This window comes from Novosphingobium sp. 9U (assembly GCF_902506425.1).
Lineage (GTDB): Bacteria > Pseudomonadota > Alphaproteobacteria > Sphingomonadales > Sphingomonadaceae > Novosphingobium.
Genome location: NZ_LR732469.1, coordinates 689623 through 710448 on the forward strand (window position 1 = coordinate 689623; position 20826 = coordinate 710448).

The following is a 20826-nucleotide window of genomic DNA, read 5'->3' on the forward strand; positions in this document are numbered from 1 at the left end:
GATCAGGTCTTCAAAGCCGGCAGCACCTCGCGCGCGAACAGCCCGGCGGCCTCACCCCAATCGGCGGGATAGAACCCCGGGCCGACGACTACGAGCCGTTCTATCCCCAAGGCGAGCAGCTCCTGCAGGCGCGTGTGGCACTGGTCGGGCGTGCCGACGACGGCGAAGCGCTTCACGAACTCGGCGTCGAGCGTGCCGCCCTTGATGCGCTGCTTGGATGCCACGTTGCCGTGCTCGGTCATGTCGTAGCCGTCGCGGATCCTGTCGAGGTTCTGCGTGGTGGTCGCATCCGTCGGACCGACCTGGCCCTGCATTGTCTGGAACCGCGCGAGCGGCGGCGCCATGTGCATGGCGACCTCCAGAGCGGTCGCTTCGTCCGGATGACAGACGACTACCACTTGCGCACCGTAGGACACGCCGCTCTGGTCCAAGCCTGCCACACGCCGCGCCCCGCGTGCGAGGTCCAGCGCCCAAGCCATGCGATCGGGATCGGCGCCGACGCTGAAAGTGACCCGCTCGGCCACCGGTGATGCCATCGCGATCACCTTCGGTCCCGTCGCCGCGACGTCGAGCGGAACCTTGCCCTGGCCTTCGGGAAGCCACTTGAGCCGGACGCCGGTCGGGCGGGCACCCAGCGCGAGCGAGTGGATCGAAGCTGCGTCGCCCGCCGAGCCGTACGCCTCGAACGCGATCTCGCCGCCTGAGAGCAGGACTTGCAAATGCCCGATCGCCTGTTCGAAGCGCTTGAGACCCACGGGCGCATGGCCAAGCCAGGCCAGCGCAGAGTCGCCGCGGCCGATGCCCAGCACCGCGCGTCCCTGCGAGATCGCCTGGATCGTCGCCGCCGCGCCGGCGGTGACGGCCAGGTCCCGGGTGAGCGGGTTGGTGACCCCGGTCGAAAGCTTGATCCGCTCGGTCGCGCTCGCCCAGACCGCCATCAACGCGTAGGGATCGGCGCTGAGACATTGGGAGTCCATGAACATCTGGCCGTCCCAGCCCTCGGCCTCGACCGCACGGGCTTCTGCTGCGCTTGCCGTGGTGTTCGAGCCGCCCGCTCGCCAGATCTCGCGCATCGCCGCTCTCCCCGCTTGTTTGGCGTATCTGAGGCCGCGTGTGGCTCGGGGTCAACTGGAGGGCACCAGAAGGTCAGAGGGCGATCAGACTCGATCCAACTGGCGCAAGACCTCGACACTGACTTCCGGCGCCGAGGCAAACCCTAGATGAGTGCAGCGCAAGGCCACCGCGCGGTCGCGCTCATCCGGCCAGCCCGCGGCCGAGCGCGGATGCACGACACCGTCACGCGGGCTCCACAAAGCGATGGTGGGCACCGGCGGCTTGCCGCGCAGCTCGCATTCCACCGGCGGCGCATCGACCGAATGCCCAGTGATCACCTGGTAGGCACGCCAGGCATTGTTGGCGCGCGGGCTGCCGGAAAATGGCGTGCCCAACGTGATGACGCAGGACACCGACTCCTGCTGGCGCCGGGCGATCTCACGCGCGAACAGGCCGCCCAGGCTCCAGCCGATGAGCGCGACAGGCGCCTGGTGCTGGCGCGCGAGCATGCCCACACGCCGCATGAGGAAGGCGAAGTTCTGCTCGGTTGGGCCCAGGTTGAAGCCCAGCCCCCACTCGTGCACCTCATGCCCGGCAGCCCGCAGCGCGTTGGCGAGCGGACGCATGCGCGCCGGGTGCGCACCGAAGCCGGGCAGCAGCATGATCGGCTGCGGACGCAGCGCCTTCGCGGGCTCGCCGACCGATCGCCGGACGCCGCGCCGCAGCGAGGCCAGCTCTCCCCACAGGAAGCGCAAGGGCGGAGCACGCACGCCTTCGGGTCGCGGCTCGCGCGCCAAGGCCGAACGGCGCGCGATCTCTCCGCGCGCACGGACCGCCCGCTCGCCTGCCAGTCTCCAGAAATCGTTCGCAGTTATCGCCACTTGCCTGCCTGCTCACCTACGGGTTGCATCCCAACGCCGCATCGGGATCGAAGGTTTCCGCTATCGCATACGTCCCGCAACGTCACCTGAACCGCGTGAGTGTAATCGAACTGTCATGGAAAGCCGCCGCAGCAGCCACGTTGCAGGTCGCGGCCGCATACCCCATATGTTCCGCCATGCCAGAACTCGTCATTCGCCGCGGTCTCGAAGAGCCGGACACCTCCGAGAACTTCGTCCCGCACAAGCCGCAGCGGCCCGAAAAGTCGCTGCCAGGCAAGCGCTTCGTCATTCAGTCGGACTACGAGCCCGCGGGCGACCAGCCGACCGCCATCGCGGACCTCGTCGCGGCTGCGCTGGAGGGCGAGAAGACCCAGACGCTGCTCGGCGTAACCGGCTCGGGGAAGACCTTCACCATGGCCAAGGTGATCGAGGAACTGCAGCGCCCTGCCCTGATCCTGGCGCCCAACAAGATCCTGGCCGCGCAGCTCTATGCCGAGTTCCGCGACTTCTTCCCGGACAATGCGGTCGAGTACTTCGTCTCGTACTACGACTACTACCAGCCAGAAGCCTACGTGCCGCGATCCGACACCTACATCGAGAAGGAAAGCTCGGTGAACGAGGCGATCGATCGCATGCGCCACTCGGCCACGCGTGCGCTGCTGGAGCGCGACGACGTGATCATCGTCGCTTCGGTCTCGTGCCTCTACGGCATCGGCTCGGTTGAGACCTACTCGGCGATGATCTTCGACCTCAAGAAGGGCGGCACTGCCGACCAGAGCGAGACGATCCGCAAGCTCGTCGCGCTGCAGTACAAGCGCAACGACGTCGCCTTCGCGCGGGGCAACTTCCGCGTGCGCGGCGATAGCCTGGAGATCTTCCCCTCGCACCTGGAAGACACCGCCTGGCGCATCAGCTTCTTCGGCGACGAGATCGAGGACATCGCCGAGTTCGATCCGCTGACCGGCAAGAAAGGCCAGAGCCTCAGCTCGGTCCGCGTCTACGCGAACTCGCACTACGTCACGCCCGGCCCGACGATGAAACAGGCGGCGGACGCCATCAAGTTCGAGCTGACCGAGCGGCTGAAGGAGTTGGAGACCGAAGGCCGGCTGCTGGAGGCGCAACGCCTGGAGCAGCGCACCAACTTCGACCTCGAGATGATCGCCGCTACCGGATCGTGCAACGGCATCGAGAACTACAGCCGCTTCCTCACCGGCCGCCTACCGGGCGAGCCGCCGCCGACGCTGTTCGAGTACCTTCCCGACAACGCGCTGCTGTTCGTGGACGAGAGCCACCAAACCGTGCCGCAAGTGGGCGCGATGGCCAGGGGCGACCACCGGCGCAAGATCACGCTGGCCGAATACGGCTTCCGCCTGCCCAGCTGCATCGACAATCGGCCGCTGCGCTTCAACGAGTGGGACGCGATGCGCCCGCAGACGATCGCGGTTTCCGCTACGCCGGGCGGCTGGGAGATCGAGCAGTCGGGCGGCGTCTTCGCCGAGCAGGTGATCCGGCCCACCGGCCTGATCGACCCGCCGGTAACGATCCGCCCGGTCGAGGACCAGGTGCAGGACTGCATCGAGGAGTGCAAGAAGACCGCGAAACTCGGCTTCCGCACCCTCGTCACCACGCTGACCAAGCGCATGGCCGAGGACTTGACCGAGTTCATGCACGAACAGGGCGTGCGCGTGCGCTACATGCACTCGGACGTCGAGACGCTGGAGCGCATCGAGCTGATCCGCGACTTGCGCCTGGGCGTCTACGACGTGCTGATCGGCATCAACCTGCTGCGCGAGGGCCTCGACATTCCCGAGTGCGGGCTAGTCTGCATCCTCGATGCCGACAAGGAGGGCTTCCTGCGCTCCGAAACCTCGCTGATCCAGACCATCGGCCGCGCCGCGCGCAACGTCGAGGGCCGGGTGATCCTCTACGCCGACCGCATGACCGGCTCGATGGAGCGCGCCATCGCCGAGACCGACCGTCGCCGTGCGCGCCAGGAGGAGTTCAACCAGGCCAACGGCATCACTCCGCAGACAATCAAGCGCCGCATCGCCGACATCGTCGCCGACACCGCCAGCCGCGACGGCGTGCTCATCGACATCGACGCGGAGGGCCAGAACAACTTGGTCGGTCACAACCTGCGCGGCTACATCGAGGAACTCGAAAAGAAGATGCGCGCCGCCGCCGCCGACCTCGAGTTCGAGGAAGCCGGCCGCCTGCGCGACGAGATCCGCAAGCTGGAAGGCGAGGAACTCGGGCTGCCGGACAAGGACAAGAAAGCGCCGCTGGTGGGCCGTAGCAACGAGGGCAAGCCGGGCACGCGCAAGATGCGGTATGGCAAGACACAGCGGAAATTTGGGAAGTGAGTATCGGGACAGAGAGCTGTCCCGATGCCGTCCGTAGAGGTGCGATTTAAATCGATGCATGCCACGGCTAACGTAAAGCCATAAGGCACATCGAGGCAGCCATGATCCGCTCGTTCAGCGACAAAGAGACTGAGTTAATCTGGAACGCGCCGCAAAGCCGTAAACTCGCATTGGACATGCAGGCCGCGGCACTGCGCAAGCTCCGCCAGCTCAACCGCACACAACAGCTCCACGACCTGCGCGTGCCGGCCGGCAATCGGCTTGAGCAGATGAAAGGCTACACCCCTTCACGATAAAGTCTCCGGATCAACGACCAGTGGCGGATCACCTTCCGCTGGTCCGATGGAGGCGCGGACGATGTCCGGATCGAGGACTATCACAAGTGAGGACGACCTGTTGGACAACGTCCATCCGGGTGACATCCTGCGCGAAGATTTCCTGATCGGGACCGAGATTCCCGTAAGCGAAGTTGTCACGGGGACCGGGATCGACGCTGCGCATTTCGCCGCGATCCTCGCCGGAACGGCTTCGGTCGATGCAACCGACGATCTGCGCCTGGCGCGTTACTTCCGCATTAGCGAGGGCTTCTTCATCGGCCTCCAGATCGACCATGATCTTGAGGATGCACGCCGCGCTCACGGCGATTCGCTGAACAGCATTGTCCAGCGCGCCGCGTAGGCTCACCGCTCCAGCGCCTCACCCGTCCACCCGCCGCCTAGCGCCCGATACAGCGTCACCCGCGCCGTGAGTGCATCGGCGCGCGTCTGCACAAGCGCCAGTTCGGCCGAGAGCAAGCCGCGTTGAGCGTCGAGTTCTTCCAGGAACGGCGAGTAGCCGGCGCGGTAGCGGTTGCGGGCGAGGCGGTAGCTTTCGGCCAGGGCGGCGCGCTGGGCGGTGCCGATGCGCAGTTGTTCGTCGGCGCTGACGACGCCGGAGAGTGCGTCGTCCACTTCGCGGAACGCAGTCAGCGCAGTGCGGCGGTAGCTTTCGGCGGCCTGGTCGCGCTGGGCGGCGGCGCCCTCAGCGCCCGCCCGCAGGCGGCCGCCTTCGAACAGCGGCGCGAGCACGCTGCCGCCGACCGACCAGATGGTGATCGGATCGCCGAGCAACGAGGAGACGACCGCGCCCGCGGCGCCGGTCAGGCGCACCGTCGGCAGGAAGCGCTTGCGCACCGCCGACAGCGAGCGGTCGGTGGCGACCAGCGTCTCCTCCGCCTGCACCACGTCCGGCCGGCGCGCGAGCAGCTGGGAGGGCAGGCCTTCCGGAATCGGTGCCGTCACCAGCGTAGCGAGCGAGGCACCACGCGCGACTGGCCCCGGCAAGTCGCCGGTCAGCAACCGCAAGGCGTTCTCCTGCCGCGTGATCGACTCCTGCGCGGCCGGCACCAGCTTGGCAGCGGCCTGGTAATCGGCTTCGGCCTGTTCCAGTTCCAGCTTGGGCGAGTAGCCCTCCTCCACCCGGCGGCGGATGAGGCGCAGCGAGTCGGAACGCGCCGCCAGCGTCTCGCGAGCGACGTTCAGCCGGGCGTCCAGTGCCAGCAGCGTCAGGTAGCCGCTCGCCGCCGTCGATGCGACCGACAGGCGCACTGCATCGCGCGCGGCCTGGCTGGCGATCCACTGCGCACGGGCAGCGGCGCGTGTGTCGGCCAAGCGGCCGAACAGGTCGATCTCCCAAGCGGCCTGGATCTGCGGCTGGCCAGAGGTGGACTCGCTGGGCAGGCCGAACGCGTTTACCGTGCGCGCCTGGCTCACGCCGCCTGAGGCATCCAGCGTCGGCAGCAAGGCCGCCCGCGCGTTCAGCTCGGCGGCACGCGCCTCCCGCACGCGACCGACAGCTATGGCGATGTCGGGATTGCGCTCCAATGCCCGCTCCACCATCGCGACCAATTGCGGGTCGCCGAAGCCGCGCCACCATTGCGCCTCGAGCGGTGCTTGCGCCGCAACCTGGGTGCGCCAGTCGGTCGGCGCGACCACAGGCTCGACCGCTGCCGTCTCGACCCGGGGTCCGGCACACGCTGCCGCCAGCAGCACCAGCGTTGCGCCTCCAAACCGATTCATCCCCCGGTCGCCACGCGTACTTCGACCGACATGCCGGGCCGCAGCCGCTGCGCCGCTGCCTGGTTCGGATCGATGCGAATGCGCACCGCGATACGCTGCGCCACCTTCACGAAGTTGCCGGTCGCATTGTCCGCCTTGAGCACCGCGAACTCGGAGCCGGCCGCCGGGGATACGTTCTCGATCCTGCCGCGCAGGCGTTGGCCGCCCAGGGCGTCGACCTTGAAGGTCACCGCCTGGCCGATCCGCATGGTGTGGGTCTGCGCCTCCTTGAAGTTGGCGATCACCCACAAGTCGTGCGGCACCAGGAACATCAGCTGGGTACCGGAGGTGACGTAGGCCCCTTGGCGCACGCCCACTTCGGACAAGCGCCCGTCGGCAGGCGCCCGGATGCGGGTGTTGTCGAGATCGATCTGCGCGAGGCGAAGCGCGGCACGCGCGTTCTCGACCCCTGCCTCCAGCCCACCGCGTCCCACGACGACCGAGCGCACGTCCTGCTCGCCCACGCCCTGCTGCGCCTGCGCCTGCCGGACTGCGGCCTGCGCCGCCAGGAGTGCCGCGCGGGTCTGATCGAATTCCCGCGCGGAGATCGAACCATCGGAGACCAGCGCCCGCGCGCGGCGCATGTCGGCCTCGGCCCGAACCTCTTGCGCCTGTGCGCTCGCCACGCCGGCTGCCTGCCCGGCTAGCGCCGCCTGGCGCGATCGCTCGGACTGCTGCGAGTTCGCCAGCGAGGCCAGCTGCGCCGCGACGTTGGCCTTGGCCTGCGCCACCCGCGCGGCATAGATGCGGTCGTCGATCGTCGCCAGAATCTGGCCCTGCTTGACCAGCTGGAAGTCCTGCACCGGCACGCTGGTGATGTAGCCGTTCACCTGCGGGCTGATCACGGTGACCTTGCCGCGCACATAGGCGTTGTCGGTCTCCTGTGCCCAGCCGGCGAACGGCGGCAATTGCCAGGCGTACAGGATCGCCAGTACCGCGGCGATGCCGATGAGGACGATGACCACCACGGTCAGCCCGCTCTTGGGCGGCGGTCGCCATCCTGCGACGGGAACCTCGGGCGGCAATTCCGCAGAGGTGGGCACCGCGGGCGATGCCTCTGCCGTCGCCGCGCCGCGGATCTGATCTTGCTCGTCCATTACTTCTCCGCCGCCGGGGACGCTGCCTGCGACTGTTGTTGCAGCGCAAGCACCGGCGACAGCTCGCCGCGCCGACGTATCGCCGCTCTGATCGAGAGGCTCCACAGAAAGGTCAAGGTCGCCAGGACGCCGATCAGCAGGAAGACGTCATTGTACGCAAGAATGTTCGCCTCGCGCGCAACGGTTCGGGCGAGCAGCGCGACGCCTTCGGCGTTGCTCAAGGTCGGGTCGCCGATGACACCCGTCACACTCGCGCCCGTCCCACGGACCCGCGCCGCGACTTGCGGATCGGTCAGAACGATGGACTGCACCAGCTCGTGCGAGTGGAATTTCTCGCGCAGGATCTGAAATGTCCCGAGAAAGGCGCTGCCGACGAGACCGCCCAGGCTCTGGCTGAGGCCGAACAGGACCGAGAAGCTGATGAAGTGCTGCGGCCCTGCGAGCAGCGTGCGCGAAATGCCGATCACCATGGCATGAGCCAGAAAGAGGAACGAAGCGAAGCCGATCAAGGCCTGACTGAGATAGAAGCTGCTTGGTCGAGTGAGGTTGGTGGTATTCGCATCCATGAACGAGCCGAGCGCGATAAGCAGCACGGCCAGGATCAATGCGCGGCTGGGATCGGTCGCATCAAAACGCCAGATCGCAACTGCCAAGCCTGCCAGCGATGCGCCGACGATGACGAGGTTCAGAATGACCATCTGATCGTTCAGCATGCCCAGCGTCGTGAACAATCCTACGGAGCCGAACGCTTGCTCCGACAAGAGCACACGAATCGCCACAGCCGTCATGATCAGGCGCATCATCTCGCGCGTGCCCAGCCACCGCGTGTTGATCAGCGGATTGGCGCGCTTGTGCTCCAGCGCGAGCGCGACGACGATCAGGACGATCCCCGTCGCCAGGCTCCAACCCATCCAGGGCCGCTCGGTCCACCACTCGATACGCCCTTCGGTCAGCATGGCGATGAGCAGCCAAAGCCCGGGCGCAAGCAGCGCGAAGGTCACGAAGTCCTGCAGCTCGAATACCTTGACGCGCAGGCTGGGCGGCAACGGCAGCGACATGACTGCCGCGAGCGTGGCGAGCACCAGGCCAAGCTCGCACCAGTAAAGCATGTGCCAGTCCCCGCTCACCAGCAGCCCGGGCGAGATCGCGCGCGCCAGCGGCGATGCCAATTGCGGCACCGAGATCCCGATCATAATGCCCGACAGTCGCTTTGCCGCGGGCATTCCCTGGATGATGTAGAGCAGCGCCAGCGTAGAGAGCGCAGAGGCCGCAAAGCCGCTGGCCGCACGGACAGTCAGCGAAGACCAGAAACCGTGCACCAGCAGATGCAGCACCGTAGTGGCCGCGTAGATCGGCAGCATGATGCGGATGAACGGTTGCAGACCGAACTGCTGGCGATACTTCATCAACAGCAGGTTGGCCGTGGTGTTGGTCATCAGATAGGCGGCCGAGAGCATAGCGCTCTGGTCGGTATCAAGCCCCAGCGTGCCTTGCGCGAAGTTGAGGTTCACGCCCACCAGGGCATTGCCCAGCCCGCCCGTGACCCCGAGCAGAACGCCGATCAGCAGATAGGCGGCGCGGCGACCAACGGGGTGCTCCGGATTGTGGGGCGAGCCGGGCATCGTCGGCCGCTCATGCGGCTTGAACTGGTACTCGACCACACGCTCGGGCGAACCACGGCGGATCATCTCAACCGCCATGCGCGCGGGAGACGAAGTCCGCGAAGGTCAGGGTGAACAGGATGGTGAGCCAGATGAAGCCGGCCATGGCGGCAAGGCGCGGCAGCCCGCCTTCTCGCCGCATGTCCATGAAGAACCACAGCACCAGCGCGGCCTTGGCCACGGCGATGCCGTAGCTCACCGCCGGGGACCAAGGCCCGAGCGGCAGGAAGGTCGCGGCGATGGTGGTGGCGAGCAGCGCCAGCAGGATCAGCCAGACAGAGACGAGGCGAAGGGTTGCGGTCATCGGGCGAGGTACAGCGTCGGGTAGAGGAAGATCCAGACCACGTCCACGAAGTGCCAGTAAAGCGCGGCGTTACCCAGGCTCGTCGCCTCGCGATCCGCGCGTGCCCAGCCACGCGGCCAGATCATGGCGGCCAGCAAGGCGAGGCCGACCAGGACATGGATCGCGTGCAGACCGGTTCCGATGAAGTAGAGCGTCATGAACAGCGTCTGCTCGGGACTGGAGAGCTTGGCCGGGTGGAAGCGAGGAACCAGGCCGTCCTGCCATTCCTGGCCGTACTCCACCGCCTTGATCGCCAGGAAGGCGAGGCCGAGCCCGATTGCGCCGCCCAGCAGCCAGCCGGACTTGCGCGGGGCGCCGGCGCGGGTCGCTTCCACCGCCAGCGCGACGAGCAGGCTGGAGGTCAGCAGAACGACAGTGTTCGCTGCGCCAAGCCACAAGTGCATCTCGCGGGAGGCTTCGATGTACTGCTGCTTGTGCAGCACCCGCACCGACAGCGCGCCGGCGAAGACGCCGCCGAACACCATCAGCTCGCTGGCGAGGAACAGTAGCATGCCCAGGCGATCGGCCTCACGCTGGCGGTCGAGCCGGGTGAACGGATCGTGGAGCGCCTGGCCCGCCTCAGTCATGGATCGCCTCGGCGCTGGTCTCGCCCTTGCCCGGAACGTTCTGGGGCTCGTCGGGCTCCATCGGGTAGCAGTAGGGCTCGGTGTCGACGAGCGGGATCTCCTCGAAGTTGTGCTTCGGCGGGGGCGATGGCACCGACCATTCCAGCCCGGTCGCGCCCCAGGGGTTCGGCCCCGCCGGCCTGCCGTAGCGCAGCGAGTAGAGGAGGTACGTCAGCGGCAGCAGGTATCCCATGCCCAGAACCACCGCGCCCAGGCTCGACATCACGTGCAGCACCTGGAACTGCGGATCGTAGACGTGGTAGCGCCGCGGCATGCCTTCGTAGCCCAGCAGGAACTGTGGGAAGAAGGTCATGACGAAGCCTGCGAAGACCAGCACCGCCGCCACGCGCGACCAGACGTCCGAGTGCAGCCGTCCGGTCATCTTGGGCCACCAGAAATGCAACGCTCCGAAGAAGGCGCTGACCGTGCCGCCGACCATGATTGTGTGGAAATGCGCGACCACGAAGTAGGTGTCGGTCACGTGCACGTCGATCGCCAGCATCGCCAGCATCAGGCCGGTCAAACCGCCGACCACAAAAAGCCCGACGAAAGCGAGCGCGAACAGGAACGGCCCGTCAAGCAGGATCTCGCCTTTGTAGAGCGTCGCTGTCCAGTTGTAGACCTTGATCGCGCTCGGCACTGCGACGACGATTGAGAGGAACGAGAAGATCACGCTGGCGTAGGGGCTCTGGCCCGAGACGAACATGTGGTGGCCCCAGACCAGGAAGCCGATCACCGCGATCGCGATCGACGAGCCGGCGATGAACCAGTAGCCGAACACCCGCTTGTGAGCGGCCGCCGTGATCAGCTCGGAGACGACGCCCATCCCCGGCAGCACCATGATGTAGACCGCCGGGTGGCTGTAGAACCAGAACAAGTGCTGGAACAGCAGCGGATCCCCGCCGATGCGCGGGTCGAAGATCCCGACGCCGACGATCCGCTCGATCGCCACCAGGATCAGCGTGATCGAGAGCACCGGCGTCGCCAGCACCAGGATCACCGAAGTCGCGTAATGCGACCATACGAACAGCGGCAACCGCCCCCAGGTCATGCCCGGCGCACGGCACTTGTGGATGGTGACGATGAAGTTGAGCCCGGTCAGGATCGACGAGATGCCCGACACGAACACTGCCGTCAGCGCGCCCATGACGTAGGCGTTGGAATAGGTGGACGAATACGGTGTGTAGAACGTCCAGCCGGTGTCGACCCCGCCCAGCACCACTACTGCGATCGTCACCAGCCCGCCGAGCATGAATATGTACCATGAGAGCAGGTTCAGCCGCGGAAAGGCCAGGTCGCGGGCCCCTATCATCAGCGGAATCAGGAAGTTGGCGAAGACGTTGGGGATCGACGGGATCAGGAAGAACCAGACCATGACGATGCCGTGCAGCGAAAAGGCACGATTGTAGCCGTCGTTGCTCAGCAGGTCGGCCTCGGGCGTCAGCAGATCGGCGCGGATCAGCGCCGCGGCGCTACCGCCGATGGCGAAGAAGAACGTGATCGAGACGAGGTAGAGCAGCGCGATGCGCTTGTGATCGGTGGTCAGCAGCCATGATCGCAGGCTGTTGCCGGCGTTGAGATAACTGACGGCCTCCTCGGCAGTGTTGGGGATCGCGTCCTGCGAGGTGCGGTTAGTCATCGGCGAGCGCTCCCGGACGGTGTGGATGCCGGCTCCGCTGTGACCGGCACGCCAGGATACTGCCCCACCGGTCTTTCCGGATCGGCCTTGGTCGACTTGATGTACGCCACCAGTTGCAGCACCTCCTCCTCACCAATGAGGTTGCCATAGGGCGGCATGATCGGCTGGTAGCCTGCCGCGATGTCCTTGTTGGGCAGCATGATCGAATCATGGATGTACTGGTCGTCCGCCCGGATCACGCGCCGGTCGCTGAGCGCGACTACCGAGCCGTAGAGCCCCTCCAGCCGCGGCGCGTGGACCGGCGAGGCGGGGCCATGGCAGCCGCTGCAGCCCAGCTTGACGAACAGCCGCTCGCCCCGCTGCGCCAGGCCGGCGTCGGTGTCCGAGTGCGCCAGCCAGCGGGCGTAGTCCTCCGGGCGCTGCACGATCAGGCGGCCGATCATCTCGCTGTGATCGGTCCCGCAGTATTCGGCGCAGCGGATCGGGTAGACGCCGGGCTTGTCGGCAGTGAACCACAGCTGCGAGTAGCGCTGCGGCAGCACGTCCTGCTTGATGCGCAGCGCCGGCACATAGAGGCTATGGATCACGTCCTGCGAGGTCATCGTCAGGCGCACGGGACGATCAGAGGGCACGTGCAAGTCATTGATCTCGCGCGCGCCTTCGGTGTGCTGAAACTTCCACATCCACTGCTTGGCGATGACGTTGATGGTCATCGCCGTGTCGGGCGGGTTGCGCTCGGTCAGGTACATCTTCGTCGACCAGAAGAAGAACCCCAGGATCAACAGGAACGGGATTACCGACCAGCTCGTCTCAATCCAGATGCTGCGATCCTCGGACGGGCTGCGGTCGGCGCGACGGCCCTTGCGATAGCGCAGCATGAACCAGGCCATCAGCACGAACACCGGCGCGGAGAGCAGCAAGACCAGCGCGCCGAAGCTGCCGATCAGCAAGTCGACCTCGCGCGCGTAGGCAGAGGCGGCCGTGGGCCAGAGAATCATGCCCAGCGCTGCCGTAGCATGACGATCAGGCCGCCGAGCAGCAGCACCGTCACAAGGCCGGCCGCCTGCACCACCCGCTCGATGGTGAGCGTGTGCGCGCCCGTCTGCGGATCGTAGTGGTAGCACAAGAGGATCAGCTGCTGGAGAAGGCCGCCGGTGCGCCCCGCCTGCGCGTCGGCGATCGCGGCGGTGAGATCGCCCGGATCGGGGTTCAGGCCATAGATCCACCGCACCAGCCGCCCATCCGGCGTCAGAACGGCGCTGGCCGCAGCGTGCGCGTACTGGCCGATGCGCGGATCGTAGGCGTAATGATAGCCGAGCGCATCGGTCACCTGCCGGATCGACGCTTGCGATCCGACCGTCGCTGCTGGCGTCAGATCACTTCGCTGCGCCCGCAGTCGGGCGAGATCGGCGGCGGCATCGCTCGGCAGCTCCTTGGGATCGATACCGAACGCAACCACGGTGAAGTCGCGCCGTGCGGCGAAACGGTGCTGCGCGGCGATCGCATTAGCCACACCGGCCAGAGTGACGCCGCACAAGTTCGGGCAGTCGTGCAGCACCGGCACCACCACCAGCACCTTGCCGCCGGCGATACGGCGCAAGCTGGTCGAGTGGCCCTCGGCGTCTTGGAAGGCACCGTCGAGTGGGATCGCGGCGCCCGGCTTCTCGTCGATCCGCGCGGCGCCGAAGGGGTCAAACGGCGCCGCGGCGGTGAGAGCCAGCAGGAGCGGAGTGAGCCGGCTGATCACGGCTTTGGCTCCGCATCATGCCAGCCCTTGACCGCGGTCTCTTGCATGGCTTGCTCGACGGACTTGGGCGCACGGCGCAGGTTCGCGACTTGCGCTGCATCGAGGTGCTCGCGGTCGATCCTCGGCGCGCTTTCCAGCGGCGGTGCCGGCGAGCGGAACTGGCGGGCCGCTACCAGTGCCGAGGTCTTGGGCCACGAGGGTTGTAGCCAGCGCACCAGCGCCCCCATGCCAAGCGCAACGACGCCGACGAACGTCAGCAAGGCGACGAAGCCCCATGCGATCGGCTTGACCGGCCAGTCGCGAGGCTCGAACCCGAGCTTGCGCGCATGCGCGCCGACATGGTCGGGATTGCGCGTGCGCTGCGGCCGGGTGTGTGGGTGGAGGTCGCGGATCATGCCTGCCTCACCCGAGCGAACCACACGCCGGTCAGGCATGTAAAGCCGAGCAGCGCCAGCACATAGGCGAACACCGCGACCGCCCCCCGCTCCGGCAGGGCGAACCAGGCGAACTCGATGAGCTTGCCCGCAAGCGCGATGAGGCTGACGGTGATCAGCGGCACTCTGCGCTTGCGAACCTGGGGCAGCAGCAGCGCCAGGATCGGGCCTAAGCCACAGGCACCCAGCGCCACCGTCGCCGCGGTCCAGCCACCGTGCGAACGCACGGCGTACCACTTCACGCCCTCGGGTAGGTTGCCCGACCACAGGATCAGGTAGGGCATGAATTGGAAGTAGGCCCAGAGCAGCAGCAGCGTCAGCAGCAAGCCGCCGAGCAGGCCAAGCTCCTGTGGCTCGGGCGCAGTCAGGAGGCGAACGATCAGCAGCACGGTGAACCCCGCCGCGATCTCGATCGAGAGCATCTGCAGGCCGAACCCAGAGGAGTGAAACCGCGGATCGAGCGACATCAACCAGTCGACCGACGTCAGCGAGGTGCCCATGAGCAGCAGGATGAGCGCCGCCACGCTCGCCGCTTGCGAGGCTTGGCGGCCCACTTGGTAGCGGGCGATCAGCGCAAAGGCGATGAAGCGGATGGTCGTGCGCACGCCATATTGCACATAGCCGAGCCAGGCACCTTGGAAGGCGCTGAGCGGCGCCTCGCGCTCCCAATCGTAGATCGCCTCCAGCCCGAGCAGCACGGGCACGAAGCTTGCCGCCGCAAACGGCCAGAGCCGCGCTGCCGCCTCGCACACTGGGCGCAGCATGGGCTCCCACTCGCCCCGGATCAGCCGCATCATCGCGAGCAGGAACAGTCCGGTGAGCGGCAGGCTCTGGAACGCGACCGCCGCTGCCAGCCAGCCGGTCAGCGCGCCGCGTGCAGAAAGGAATGCACAGGCCAGCGAGGCGACCAGCGCCAACACGCCTACCGCGCTCCGCTCCCGGTCGCGCCCGGAGAGCTCAATACGCACGCGCCGGCTCCTGACGACGAGGCGGCAGCCCGGTCGCCTGCAGCGCGCGGATGTAGGCGACGATGGCCCAACGGTCGGGCGGGCTTACGCGGTCGGCGTAGGAATACATGATGCCATAACCGTTGGTCATGACCTGATAGAAGTGCGTGTCCGGCGCTGCCTTCAGCCGGTCGGAGTGGAAGTCCGGCGGATGCGGGAACCCGCGCGAGGGAACCACGCCATTGCCCGAGCCGTCCTGCGCATGGCACGGCACGCAGTAGATGCCGTAACGCTCGCGCCCGCGCTCGATCAGCGCGAGGCTCATCGGCAGGCGGCGGGTCTCGGCGGCGCGCTGAGGCGCATCGCGCGACACCACGCCGGCCGGCGGCGCCTGCATCGCCATACCGTCGGCAAACAGCGGCGCCTTCTCGTAGGAGTCATAGCGCGCCTGCTGCACCATGTTGTCGCCGCAGGCGGCCAGCAGCACCAAGGGGAGGAGAGCCAGGAGCCTCATCGCACCTCCCGCTCCCCGACCTCGGAGACGTTCACCGGCTGCAGCTGCCAGAGTGCCGCGCGCGCCTCGTAGGCGTCGAAGCTCTCGCCCGCGAGCAAGGCCAAGAAGAACCGATCGTCGGTGGCCAGGCTGAACCGCTCGGCATCGAATATGGGGTGGTGCAGCCTCGGCAGGCGGTTCTCGATCAGCATGGTGCCGATCCCGGCGAATACCGAGCAAAGCACCATCGTCTCGAAGGTGATCATCAGGAACGAGGGCACCGCGATCAGCGGCCGGCCGCCGACATCGAGCGGGTAGTCGAGATTGGTGCCCACCTGCATCAGGAATCCGAGCGCTGCACCGACAATCGCGCCGATCAGGAACGCCAGCGGGATTCGGCTCTCGCGCCAGCCAAGTGCCTCGGCCAGGCCGTCGAGCGGGAACGGCGAGAACACCTCGATCTGCCAGCCAGCCTCGCGCAACTGCCGGGCGCCAGCGAGCAGCGGCTCGGGATCGATGAACTCGGCCAGCACGGCATAGGGAGCGGTTTCCTCAGCCATGTGCCGCCTCTTCCATCTTCTCCTTGATCTCGAATGCCGAGATCACCGGCAGGAAGCGCACGAACAGCAGCAGCTCGCAACAGAACAGGCCGATGAAGCCGATGAACAGTGCCCAGTCCCAGAACGTCGGGTGGTAGAGGTTGACCGAACTGTCGAGCCAATCGCGGTACAGCGTGGTGACGAGCAGCATGAACCGCTCCATCCACATGCCGACGACGACGCTCAGCGCGATCAGGAACGCCGGCAACGGCGACACCCGCCAACGCCGCCACCACAACAGCTGCAGCGGCACGAAGTTGAACAGCAGCGCGCCCCAGTAGCTCCAGGCATACGGGCCGCCGTAGCGGTCCTGCAGCGTCTCGAGCTCGTAGCCACCGGCATAGAGTGCGTCGAACACCTCCATGACGTAGCCGTACCCGGTCATCAGCCCGGTCGCGAGCGTCATGCGGCCGAGCAGGTCGAGGTGTTTCTGGGTGACCAGGTCCTCCAGTCTCAGCATGTGGCGCAGGACGATGGCGATCATGGTCACCACCGCGAAGCCGGAGAACGCCGCGCCCAGCACGAAATAGGCGGGGAACACCGTCGAGTTCCAGCCCGGGATCGGCCCGGCGGCGAACAACATCGAGATCTCGGAGTGGACCGAGACGACCAGCGGCACGGCGATTGCAGCGGTGATCGTGTACGCCTGCTTCCAGCGCAGCCAGTGCCGCCCCTGCCCGCGCCAGCCGAGCGCGAGCAAGCCGAAGAACACCTGCCAGCGCCGCTTCCTGGCCCGGTCGCGGGCGGATGCGAGGTCGGGCAGGATGCCGATGTACCAGAACAGCAGCGAGACCAGGAAGTAGGTCAGCACCGCGAAGAAGTCCCAGGTCAGCGGGCTCTTGAACTGCGGCCACACGTTCATCGTGTTGGGGTACGGCGCCATCCAGTAGAAGTACCACGGCCGCCCCAGGTGCAGGATCGGGTAGAGCCCTCCGCAACTCAGCGCGAACAGCGTCATCGCCTCAGCAAAGCGGTTGAGCGAATTGCGCCACGACTGGTTGAGCAGCAGCAGCATCGCCGAGATCAGCGTGCCCGCGTGGCCGATGCCGATCCACCAAATGTAGTTGCAAATCGGAAAACCCCAGCCGACCGGGATATTGTTGCCCCAGATGCCCGGCCCCTTGATGAACAGCACGATCACCGAGAGCACCAGCAGCGCGAGTAGGCAGAACGAGACGCCGAACAGCACCCACCACGTGCGCGGCGCCGGGAAGCGCATCGGGATCGAGACGACCTCTCCGGTGATCCGGCGATAGGCGGCGTTGTCGCTCAAGCGTCTCCGCTCTCAATCTTGGCGCCGTAGGTCGTGCGCGGGCGGGTGTTGGCGTCCTCCAGCAGCGCATAGTCGCGCCCGTCCGCCTTGCGCTGGCTGACGGCGCTATCAGGCCGGGCGATATCGCCGAACACGATCGCCTGGGTCGGGCAGGCTTGTTGGCAGGCGGTGAGCACTTCGCCCTCGGCGATCGGCCGACCGTCCTTGTCGGCCGTGATACGCGCTTCGGCGATGCGCTGGATGCAGTAAGTGCACTTCTCCATGACGCCGCGATCTCGCACGGTCACATCGGGGTTGCGCTGCGCGACAATCTCAGGCTCGGCCTCTCGCGTGTAGTCGAGCCAGTTGAAGCGGCGCACCTTGTAGGGGCAATAGGCCGAGCAGGTGCGCGTGCCGATGCAGCGGTTATAGACCTGCAGGTTGAGGCCGTCCGGGCTGTGCACTGTCGCGTTGACCGGGCACCCGGTCTCGCACGGCGCATCTTCGCAATGCATGCAGGGGACGGGCTGAAACGATTGGCGCGGCTCCTCGGCCGGCCCTTCGTAGTAGCGGTCGATCCGCAGCCAATGCATTTCGCGCCCCTTGGCCACTTGCTCGCGTCCGACCATCGGCACGTTGTTCTCGGCCACGCAGGCGACTGCGCACGCGTTGCAGCCGATGCAGAGGTCGAGGTCGATGGCCATGCCCCAGGCGGGCTCTGATCTCTGCTGCGGCTTGAAGAAGTTGCGCTGCTCCTTCTCCTCTTTGGTCTTGGCCAGTGTCTCGCCCGGCTTGTCGACCGAGCGGATCCAATCGTGCCCACCCAGCTCCCAGTGTGTCTGGGTACAAGCGAGTTGGCGTTCTCCGGAAGCCTTGCGGATCGACACGTCACTGCGCGCCCACGGCTGGCGGGGATCACGCAAGGGGTAGGCGTCGAACCCGCAGCCTTCGGCCACTTGTCCGCCAGCGCGCCGGCCATAACCCAGGTGCACCAGGATCGTTTGCGCCTCTTGTCCCGGCACGATCCAGGCCGGCCCCACCAGCGTGCGCCCGCCGGCGCTGATCGAGACCAGGTCCTCGTTGCCGACGCCGAGCCTGGCGGCAAGCTGCGGCGAGAGGTGGACGGCGTTGTCCCACGTCAGCTTGGTGAGCGGCTTGGGCATCTCCTGCAGCCAGGGATTGGCGGCGAATTGGCCGTCGTGGATGGTAGGGTCGGGGCGGAAGATGAGTTCGAGCCGCGGCCCGGCGCCCCTCCCCTCCCCGTCAGGGGAGGGGCTGGGGGTGTGGGCTTTCGTCCCCACACCTTGCTCAGCGGCGAGAGGCCCCACCCCAACCCCTCCCCTGAAGGGGAGGGGCTTGGCCTCGATCACCCCCTTCACGAGCGCCGCCTGCCACTGTGCTTCGTCACCGGACCAGGTCCCACGCACGAGGTCACGCCCGGCCCGCGCTCCGTCCATCAGCAGCGCCAACACTTCATGTCGCGAACGGACATCCAGGAACGGTCGTACCAGCGGCTGCGTCAGGCTGACGGTGCCCTCGGCGCAGCGCACGTCGCTCCAGCTCTCGAGCATGTGCGAGAGCGGCAAGTGCCAGTGGCACAGCTGCGCCGTCTCGTCGCGGTGCAGGCCGGCGTGGAGCCGCAGCGGCACGCGTTCGAGCGCCTGCGCAAAGCCGAGCGCTGCCGGCGCCGAGTATGCAGGGTTGCTCTCCAGCACCAGCAGCGTGCGGACCTGCCCCGCCCGCATGGCGCCGATGAGCTCCTGCAGCCCCTCGCTCGCAGTCGCGGAGATCGCGGGAGTGACTGCTTTGCCCTCGTTTCCCAGGGCCCCGTTGAGCCGGGCAGCCAGTCCAGCCGCCTCCGCGCCATGCTGCGCACCTACGCAGACCAGCCCCTTCCCCCTGTTCGCCCGCAGCGCCGCGGCTGCCGCATCGAGCCAGGCCGCCTCTCGCGCTTCGAGCGCGACCGGAGCACCCTGTCCCAACCGCGCCGCCAAACCGGCAAGGAGCACCGGCACCCGCGAGTGCGCCGCGATCAGCCGTTCCGTCGCAGTGACGCCGGTGAGCGTCGGCGTTGGCTCGGCGGCATAGAGCAGCGCACTGCCCTCGCCCTGCTGGAACGCCCGCCGCCGCGCGGACCAGCCCCGCGCATGCCAGGTCTGGCGCGGGCCGTTGCCGAGCGGATCGGCGTCGAAACACACCGCCACATGCGCGTTGTCGAGATGCAGCACCGGCTCCGGCACTCCGCCAAGCGGATCATGCACATGCCAGCGCATCTGAGGCCAGCGCGCCCGCATTGCCGCAATCTGGCGCAGCAGCGTCGGCGATCCGACCGGACCGGTCAGCAACCGGAACCCCGCGCCGCCACTGGAGTCGAGCGCCGCCCGCTCGCTCTGGAACAGTGCGGCGACATCGTCCCAGGTCGAGGCATCACTGCCCTGCATCGGCGCACCCGAGCGAGCCGGATCGTAGAGCCCCAGCAACGAGGCCTGGGTGAACGCATCGCTCGCGCCGCCGCTCGCCGGGTGGTCGGGGTTGCCCTCCAGCTTGATCGGCCGCCCGTCCCTGCAGGTGCCGATCACCGGCTGGCCCACCCCGTCGAGCTCCCACGCAGTGGCGTACTTCTGGATGGCGCCCGGCTCCGCGCCTTCGCGCACCCGCACCATCGGCCAGGCGTCTTCGTCGGCCTTGCGCTCGCAACCGTCCAGCCCGGCGAGTGCGATTGCGCCGGCCAGGCACTTGAAGAAGCTGCGCCGATCCGTCTCGATCCGAGTCCGCGCCAGTGCCGGGAACTCGCGCGCCACGCGGGCGCGGAACTCGGCGGTGTCGAACAGCTCCTCCAGCGAGCGCCAGTAGTGCCGCCCCCGGCTGGCCCGTAGCTGCTCAAGCCCGGCGCTCATGTCAGGCAGCCCGGTCACCGGTGACAGATCCCACAGTTGTCGAGCTTCTTGGTATCAATGTGCCAGCGCCGGATCGCCGCCGTGCCGTACCGCTGCGCTTGCGCGTCGGACCAGTTCGACCAATCCATGCGGGTGATCTGTTCGGGCGGCTTCAGCCGCTTGGCCGGGTCGCGATGACAATCGAGGCACCACTGCATCTGGAACGGATGCGCCCGCCAGCTGAGCGGCATCTCGTCCACCCGGCCGTGGCACTCGACGCAAGGGACGCCGCGCTTCACGTGGATCGAGTGATTGAAGTAGACGTAGTCGGGCACTTGCGCGACGCGGTGCCAGCGCAAGGGGCGGTTCTCGGCCAGGCTGCGGCGCACCGGCGCCAGCATCGGCGCGCCGGTCCAGATCTGCGAGTGGCAGGTCATGCACACGTGCGTGGGCGGGAGGCCGGCGTCGGCATGGGTTTCTGCGCCCGCATGGCAATAGCGGCAATCGATGCCCAGCTCACCCGCATGATGCTTGTGGCTGAACGGAACGTCCTGGTCCTTCGCCCAGCCAGCCTGGGTGGCGTACGTCGAATCCGCATAGCCTGCCATCACCAGCAATGCCCCCAGCACCACGACGACCAGCGCCGCGAGCCCGGCCCGAAGCCAGGTGTCCGCCGAGGGCGAGAAAACTTGCAATCCGGACTCCCCAAGCCTCTCCCG

The 20826-nt window shown here is 67.2% G+C and carries 20 protein-coding genes; 3 read left to right on the forward strand and 17 right to left on the reverse strand.

The genetic code is table 11. From position 1 onward, the window contains the following. Positions 1-2: 2 nt before the first annotated feature. Together GV044_RS03130 and GV044_RS03135 are read right to left on the reverse strand one after the other, a co-directional pair. Positions 3-1073: an LLM class flavin-dependent oxidoreductase gene (locus tag GV044_RS03130; RefSeq protein WP_159865324.1), complete on the reverse strand. Its 1071-nt coding sequence runs from the start codon at positions 1071-1073 to the stop codon at positions 3-5. Positions 1074-1157: 84 nt separating this feature from the next. After that, entirely contained in the window at positions 1158-1934 is a 777-nt protein-coding gene (locus GV044_RS03135; RefSeq protein WP_371741558.1) for an esterase/lipase family protein, read from the reverse strand. Positions 1935-2110: 176 nt separating this feature from the next. Between GV044_RS03135 and uvrB the strand changes: the two genes are divergently transcribed. The 3 genes from uvrB (at position 2111) to GV044_RS03150 (ending at position 4975) form a co-directional block, all read left to right on the forward strand. Continuing rightward, positions 2111-4297 (forward strand): excinuclease ABC subunit UvrB, encoded by a 2187-nt coding sequence (gene uvrB / locus GV044_RS03140; protein WP_159865327.1) that lies wholly within the window; start codon positions 2111-2113, stop codon positions 4295-4297. Between the two features lie 101 nt (positions 4298-4398). After that, positions 4399-4593, forward strand: coding sequence for a type II toxin-antitoxin system RelE/ParE family toxin (locus GV044_RS03145; RefSeq protein WP_305778424.1), 195 nt, complete (start codon positions 4399-4401; stop codon positions 4591-4593). 100 nt (positions 4594-4693) lie between these two features. Next, entirely contained in the window at positions 4694-4975 is a 282-nt protein-coding gene (locus tag GV044_RS03150; RefSeq protein WP_236554659.1) for a HigA family addiction module antitoxin, read from the forward strand. A 2-nt stretch (positions 4976-4977) separates the two neighbouring features. On the opposite strand, the gene GV044_RS03155 is transcribed toward GV044_RS03150, so the two are convergent. Genes GV044_RS03155 through GV044_RS03225 form a run of 15 tightly spaced genes read right to left on the reverse strand, consistent with a single transcriptional unit; the run spans position 4978 to position 20802 of the window. Continuing rightward, complete coding sequence (locus tag GV044_RS03155; RefSeq protein WP_159865333.1) at positions 4978-6354, reverse strand: efflux transporter outer membrane subunit; 1377 nt, start codon at positions 6352-6354, stop codon at positions 4978-4980. Beyond that, on the reverse strand, positions 6351-7490 hold the full coding sequence (locus GV044_RS03160; RefSeq protein ID WP_159865335.1) for an HlyD family secretion protein: 1140 nt from the start codon (positions 7488-7490) through the stop codon (positions 6351-6353). The genes GV044_RS03155 and GV044_RS03160 overlap by 4 nt, the downstream gene beginning before the upstream one ends. Beyond that, positions 7490-9178: an MFS transporter gene (locus GV044_RS03165; protein WP_236554661.1), complete on the reverse strand. Its 1689-nt coding sequence runs from the start codon at positions 9176-9178 to the stop codon at positions 7490-7492. Before GV044_RS03165 ends, GV044_RS03160 begins: the two co-directional genes overlap by 1 nt. A 1-nt stretch (position 9179) precedes the next feature. Then, positions 9180-9455 carry a cytochrome C oxidase subunit IV family protein gene (locus tag GV044_RS03170; RefSeq protein ID WP_159865340.1) on the reverse strand — a complete coding sequence of 92 codons (276 nt, stop codon included), beginning with the start codon at positions 9453-9455 and terminating at the stop codon, positions 9180-9182. Next, on the reverse strand, positions 9452-10081 hold the full coding sequence (locus GV044_RS03175) for a cytochrome c oxidase subunit 3 (RefSeq protein WP_159865343.1): 630 nt from the start codon (positions 10079-10081) through the stop codon (positions 9452-9454). The genes GV044_RS03170 and GV044_RS03175 overlap by 4 nt, the downstream gene beginning before the upstream one ends. Next, positions 10074-11759 carry a cbb3-type cytochrome c oxidase subunit I gene (locus tag GV044_RS03180; RefSeq protein ID WP_159865346.1) on the reverse strand — a complete coding sequence of 562 codons (1686 nt, stop codon included), beginning with the start codon at positions 11757-11759 and terminating at the stop codon, positions 10074-10076. The genes GV044_RS03175 and GV044_RS03180 overlap by 8 nt, the downstream gene beginning before the upstream one ends. Further along, entirely contained in the window at positions 11756-12757 is a 1002-nt protein-coding gene (gene coxB, locus GV044_RS03185) for a cytochrome c oxidase subunit II (protein WP_159865349.1), read from the reverse strand. The genes GV044_RS03180 and coxB overlap by 4 nt, the downstream gene beginning before the upstream one ends. Further along, complete coding sequence (locus GV044_RS03190; RefSeq protein WP_159865352.1) at positions 12754-13506, reverse strand: SCO family protein; 753 nt, start codon at positions 13504-13506, stop codon at positions 12754-12756. The genes coxB and GV044_RS03190 overlap by 4 nt, the downstream gene beginning before the upstream one ends. Beyond that, positions 13503-13901: a hypothetical protein gene (locus GV044_RS03195; protein ID WP_159865355.1), complete on the reverse strand. Its 399-nt coding sequence runs from the start codon at positions 13899-13901 to the stop codon at positions 13503-13505. Before GV044_RS03195 ends, GV044_RS03190 begins: the two co-directional genes overlap by 4 nt. Beyond that, complete coding sequence (locus GV044_RS03200) at positions 13898-14908, reverse strand: hypothetical protein (protein ID WP_159865358.1); 1011 nt, start codon at positions 14906-14908, stop codon at positions 13898-13900. The genes GV044_RS03195 and GV044_RS03200 overlap by 4 nt, the downstream gene beginning before the upstream one ends. Beyond that, positions 14898-15401, reverse strand: coding sequence for a cytochrome c (locus tag GV044_RS03205; RefSeq protein ID WP_159865361.1), 504 nt, complete (start codon positions 15399-15401; stop codon positions 14898-14900). Before GV044_RS03205 ends, GV044_RS03200 begins: the two co-directional genes overlap by 11 nt. Continuing rightward, complete coding sequence (locus GV044_RS03210) at positions 15398-15940, reverse strand: DUF3341 domain-containing protein (protein ID WP_159865364.1); 543 nt, start codon at positions 15938-15940, stop codon at positions 15398-15400. The genes GV044_RS03205 and GV044_RS03210 overlap by 4 nt, the downstream gene beginning before the upstream one ends. Then, positions 15933-17252: an NrfD/PsrC family molybdoenzyme membrane anchor subunit gene (gene nrfD / locus GV044_RS03215; protein ID WP_201299001.1), complete on the reverse strand. Its 1320-nt coding sequence runs from the start codon at positions 17250-17252 to the stop codon at positions 15933-15935. The genes GV044_RS03210 and nrfD overlap by 8 nt, the downstream gene beginning before the upstream one ends. After that, entirely contained in the window at positions 17249-20146 is a 2898-nt protein-coding gene (locus GV044_RS03220; protein ID WP_201299002.1) for a TAT-variant-translocated molybdopterin oxidoreductase, read from the reverse strand. The genes nrfD and GV044_RS03220 overlap by 4 nt, the downstream gene beginning before the upstream one ends. Then, positions 20143-20802 carry a cytochrome c3 family protein gene (locus GV044_RS03225; RefSeq protein ID WP_236554663.1) on the reverse strand — a complete coding sequence of 220 codons (660 nt, stop codon included), beginning with the start codon at positions 20800-20802 and terminating at the stop codon, positions 20143-20145. Before GV044_RS03225 ends, GV044_RS03220 begins: the two co-directional genes overlap by 4 nt. Positions 20803-20826: the final 24 nt, after the last annotated feature.

What these genes read in the sequence shown, in the direction of transcription:
- GV044_RS03130 (WP_159865324.1), bottom strand. Translation starts at nt 1,073, where the DNA reads ATGCGCGAGATCTGGCGAGCGGGCGGCTCGAACACCACGGCAAGCGCA.
- uvrB (WP_159865327.1), top strand. Translation starts at nt 2,111, where the DNA reads ATGCCAGAACTCGTCATTCGCCGCGGTCTCGAAGAGCCGGACACCTCC.
- GV044_RS03145 (WP_305778424.1), top strand. Translation starts at nt 4,399, where the DNA reads ATGATCCGCTCGTTCAGCGACAAAGAGACTGAGTTAATCTGGAACGCG.
- GV044_RS03155 (WP_159865333.1), bottom strand. Translation starts at nt 6,354, where the DNA reads ATGAATCGGTTTGGAGGCGCAACGCTGGTGCTGCTGGCGGCAGCGTGT.
- GV044_RS03160 (WP_159865335.1), bottom strand. Translation starts at nt 7,490, where the DNA reads ATGGACGAGCAAGATCAGATCCGCGGCGCGGCGACGGCAGAGGCATCG.
- GV044_RS03165 (WP_236554661.1), bottom strand. Translation starts at nt 9,178, where the DNA reads ATGATCCGCCGTGGTTCGCCCGAGCGTGTGGTCGAGTACCAGTTCAAG.
- GV044_RS03170 (WP_159865340.1), bottom strand. Translation starts at nt 9,455, where the DNA reads ATGACCGCAACCCTTCGCCTCGTCTCTGTCTGGCTGATCCTGCTGGCG.
- GV044_RS03175 (WP_159865343.1), bottom strand. Translation starts at nt 10,081, where the DNA reads ATGACTGAGGCGGGCCAGGCGCTCCACGATCCGTTCACCCGGCTCGAC.
- GV044_RS03180 (WP_159865346.1), bottom strand. Translation starts at nt 11,759, where the DNA reads ATGACTAACCGCACCTCGCAGGACGCGATCCCCAACACTGCCGAGGAG.
- coxB (WP_159865349.1), bottom strand. Translation starts at nt 12,757, where the DNA reads ATGATTCTCTGGCCCACGGCCGCCTCTGCCTACGCGCGCGAGGTCGAC.
- GV044_RS03195 (WP_159865355.1), bottom strand. Translation starts at nt 13,901, where the DNA reads ATGATCCGCGACCTCCACCCACACACCCGGCCGCAGCGCACGCGCAAT.
- GV044_RS03205 (WP_159865361.1), bottom strand. Translation starts at nt 15,401, where the DNA reads ATGAGGCTCCTGGCTCTCCTCCCCTTGGTGCTGCTGGCCGCCTGCGGC.
- GV044_RS03210 (WP_159865364.1), bottom strand. Translation starts at nt 15,940, where the DNA reads ATGGCTGAGGAAACCGCTCCCTATGCCGTGCTGGCCGAGTTCATCGAT.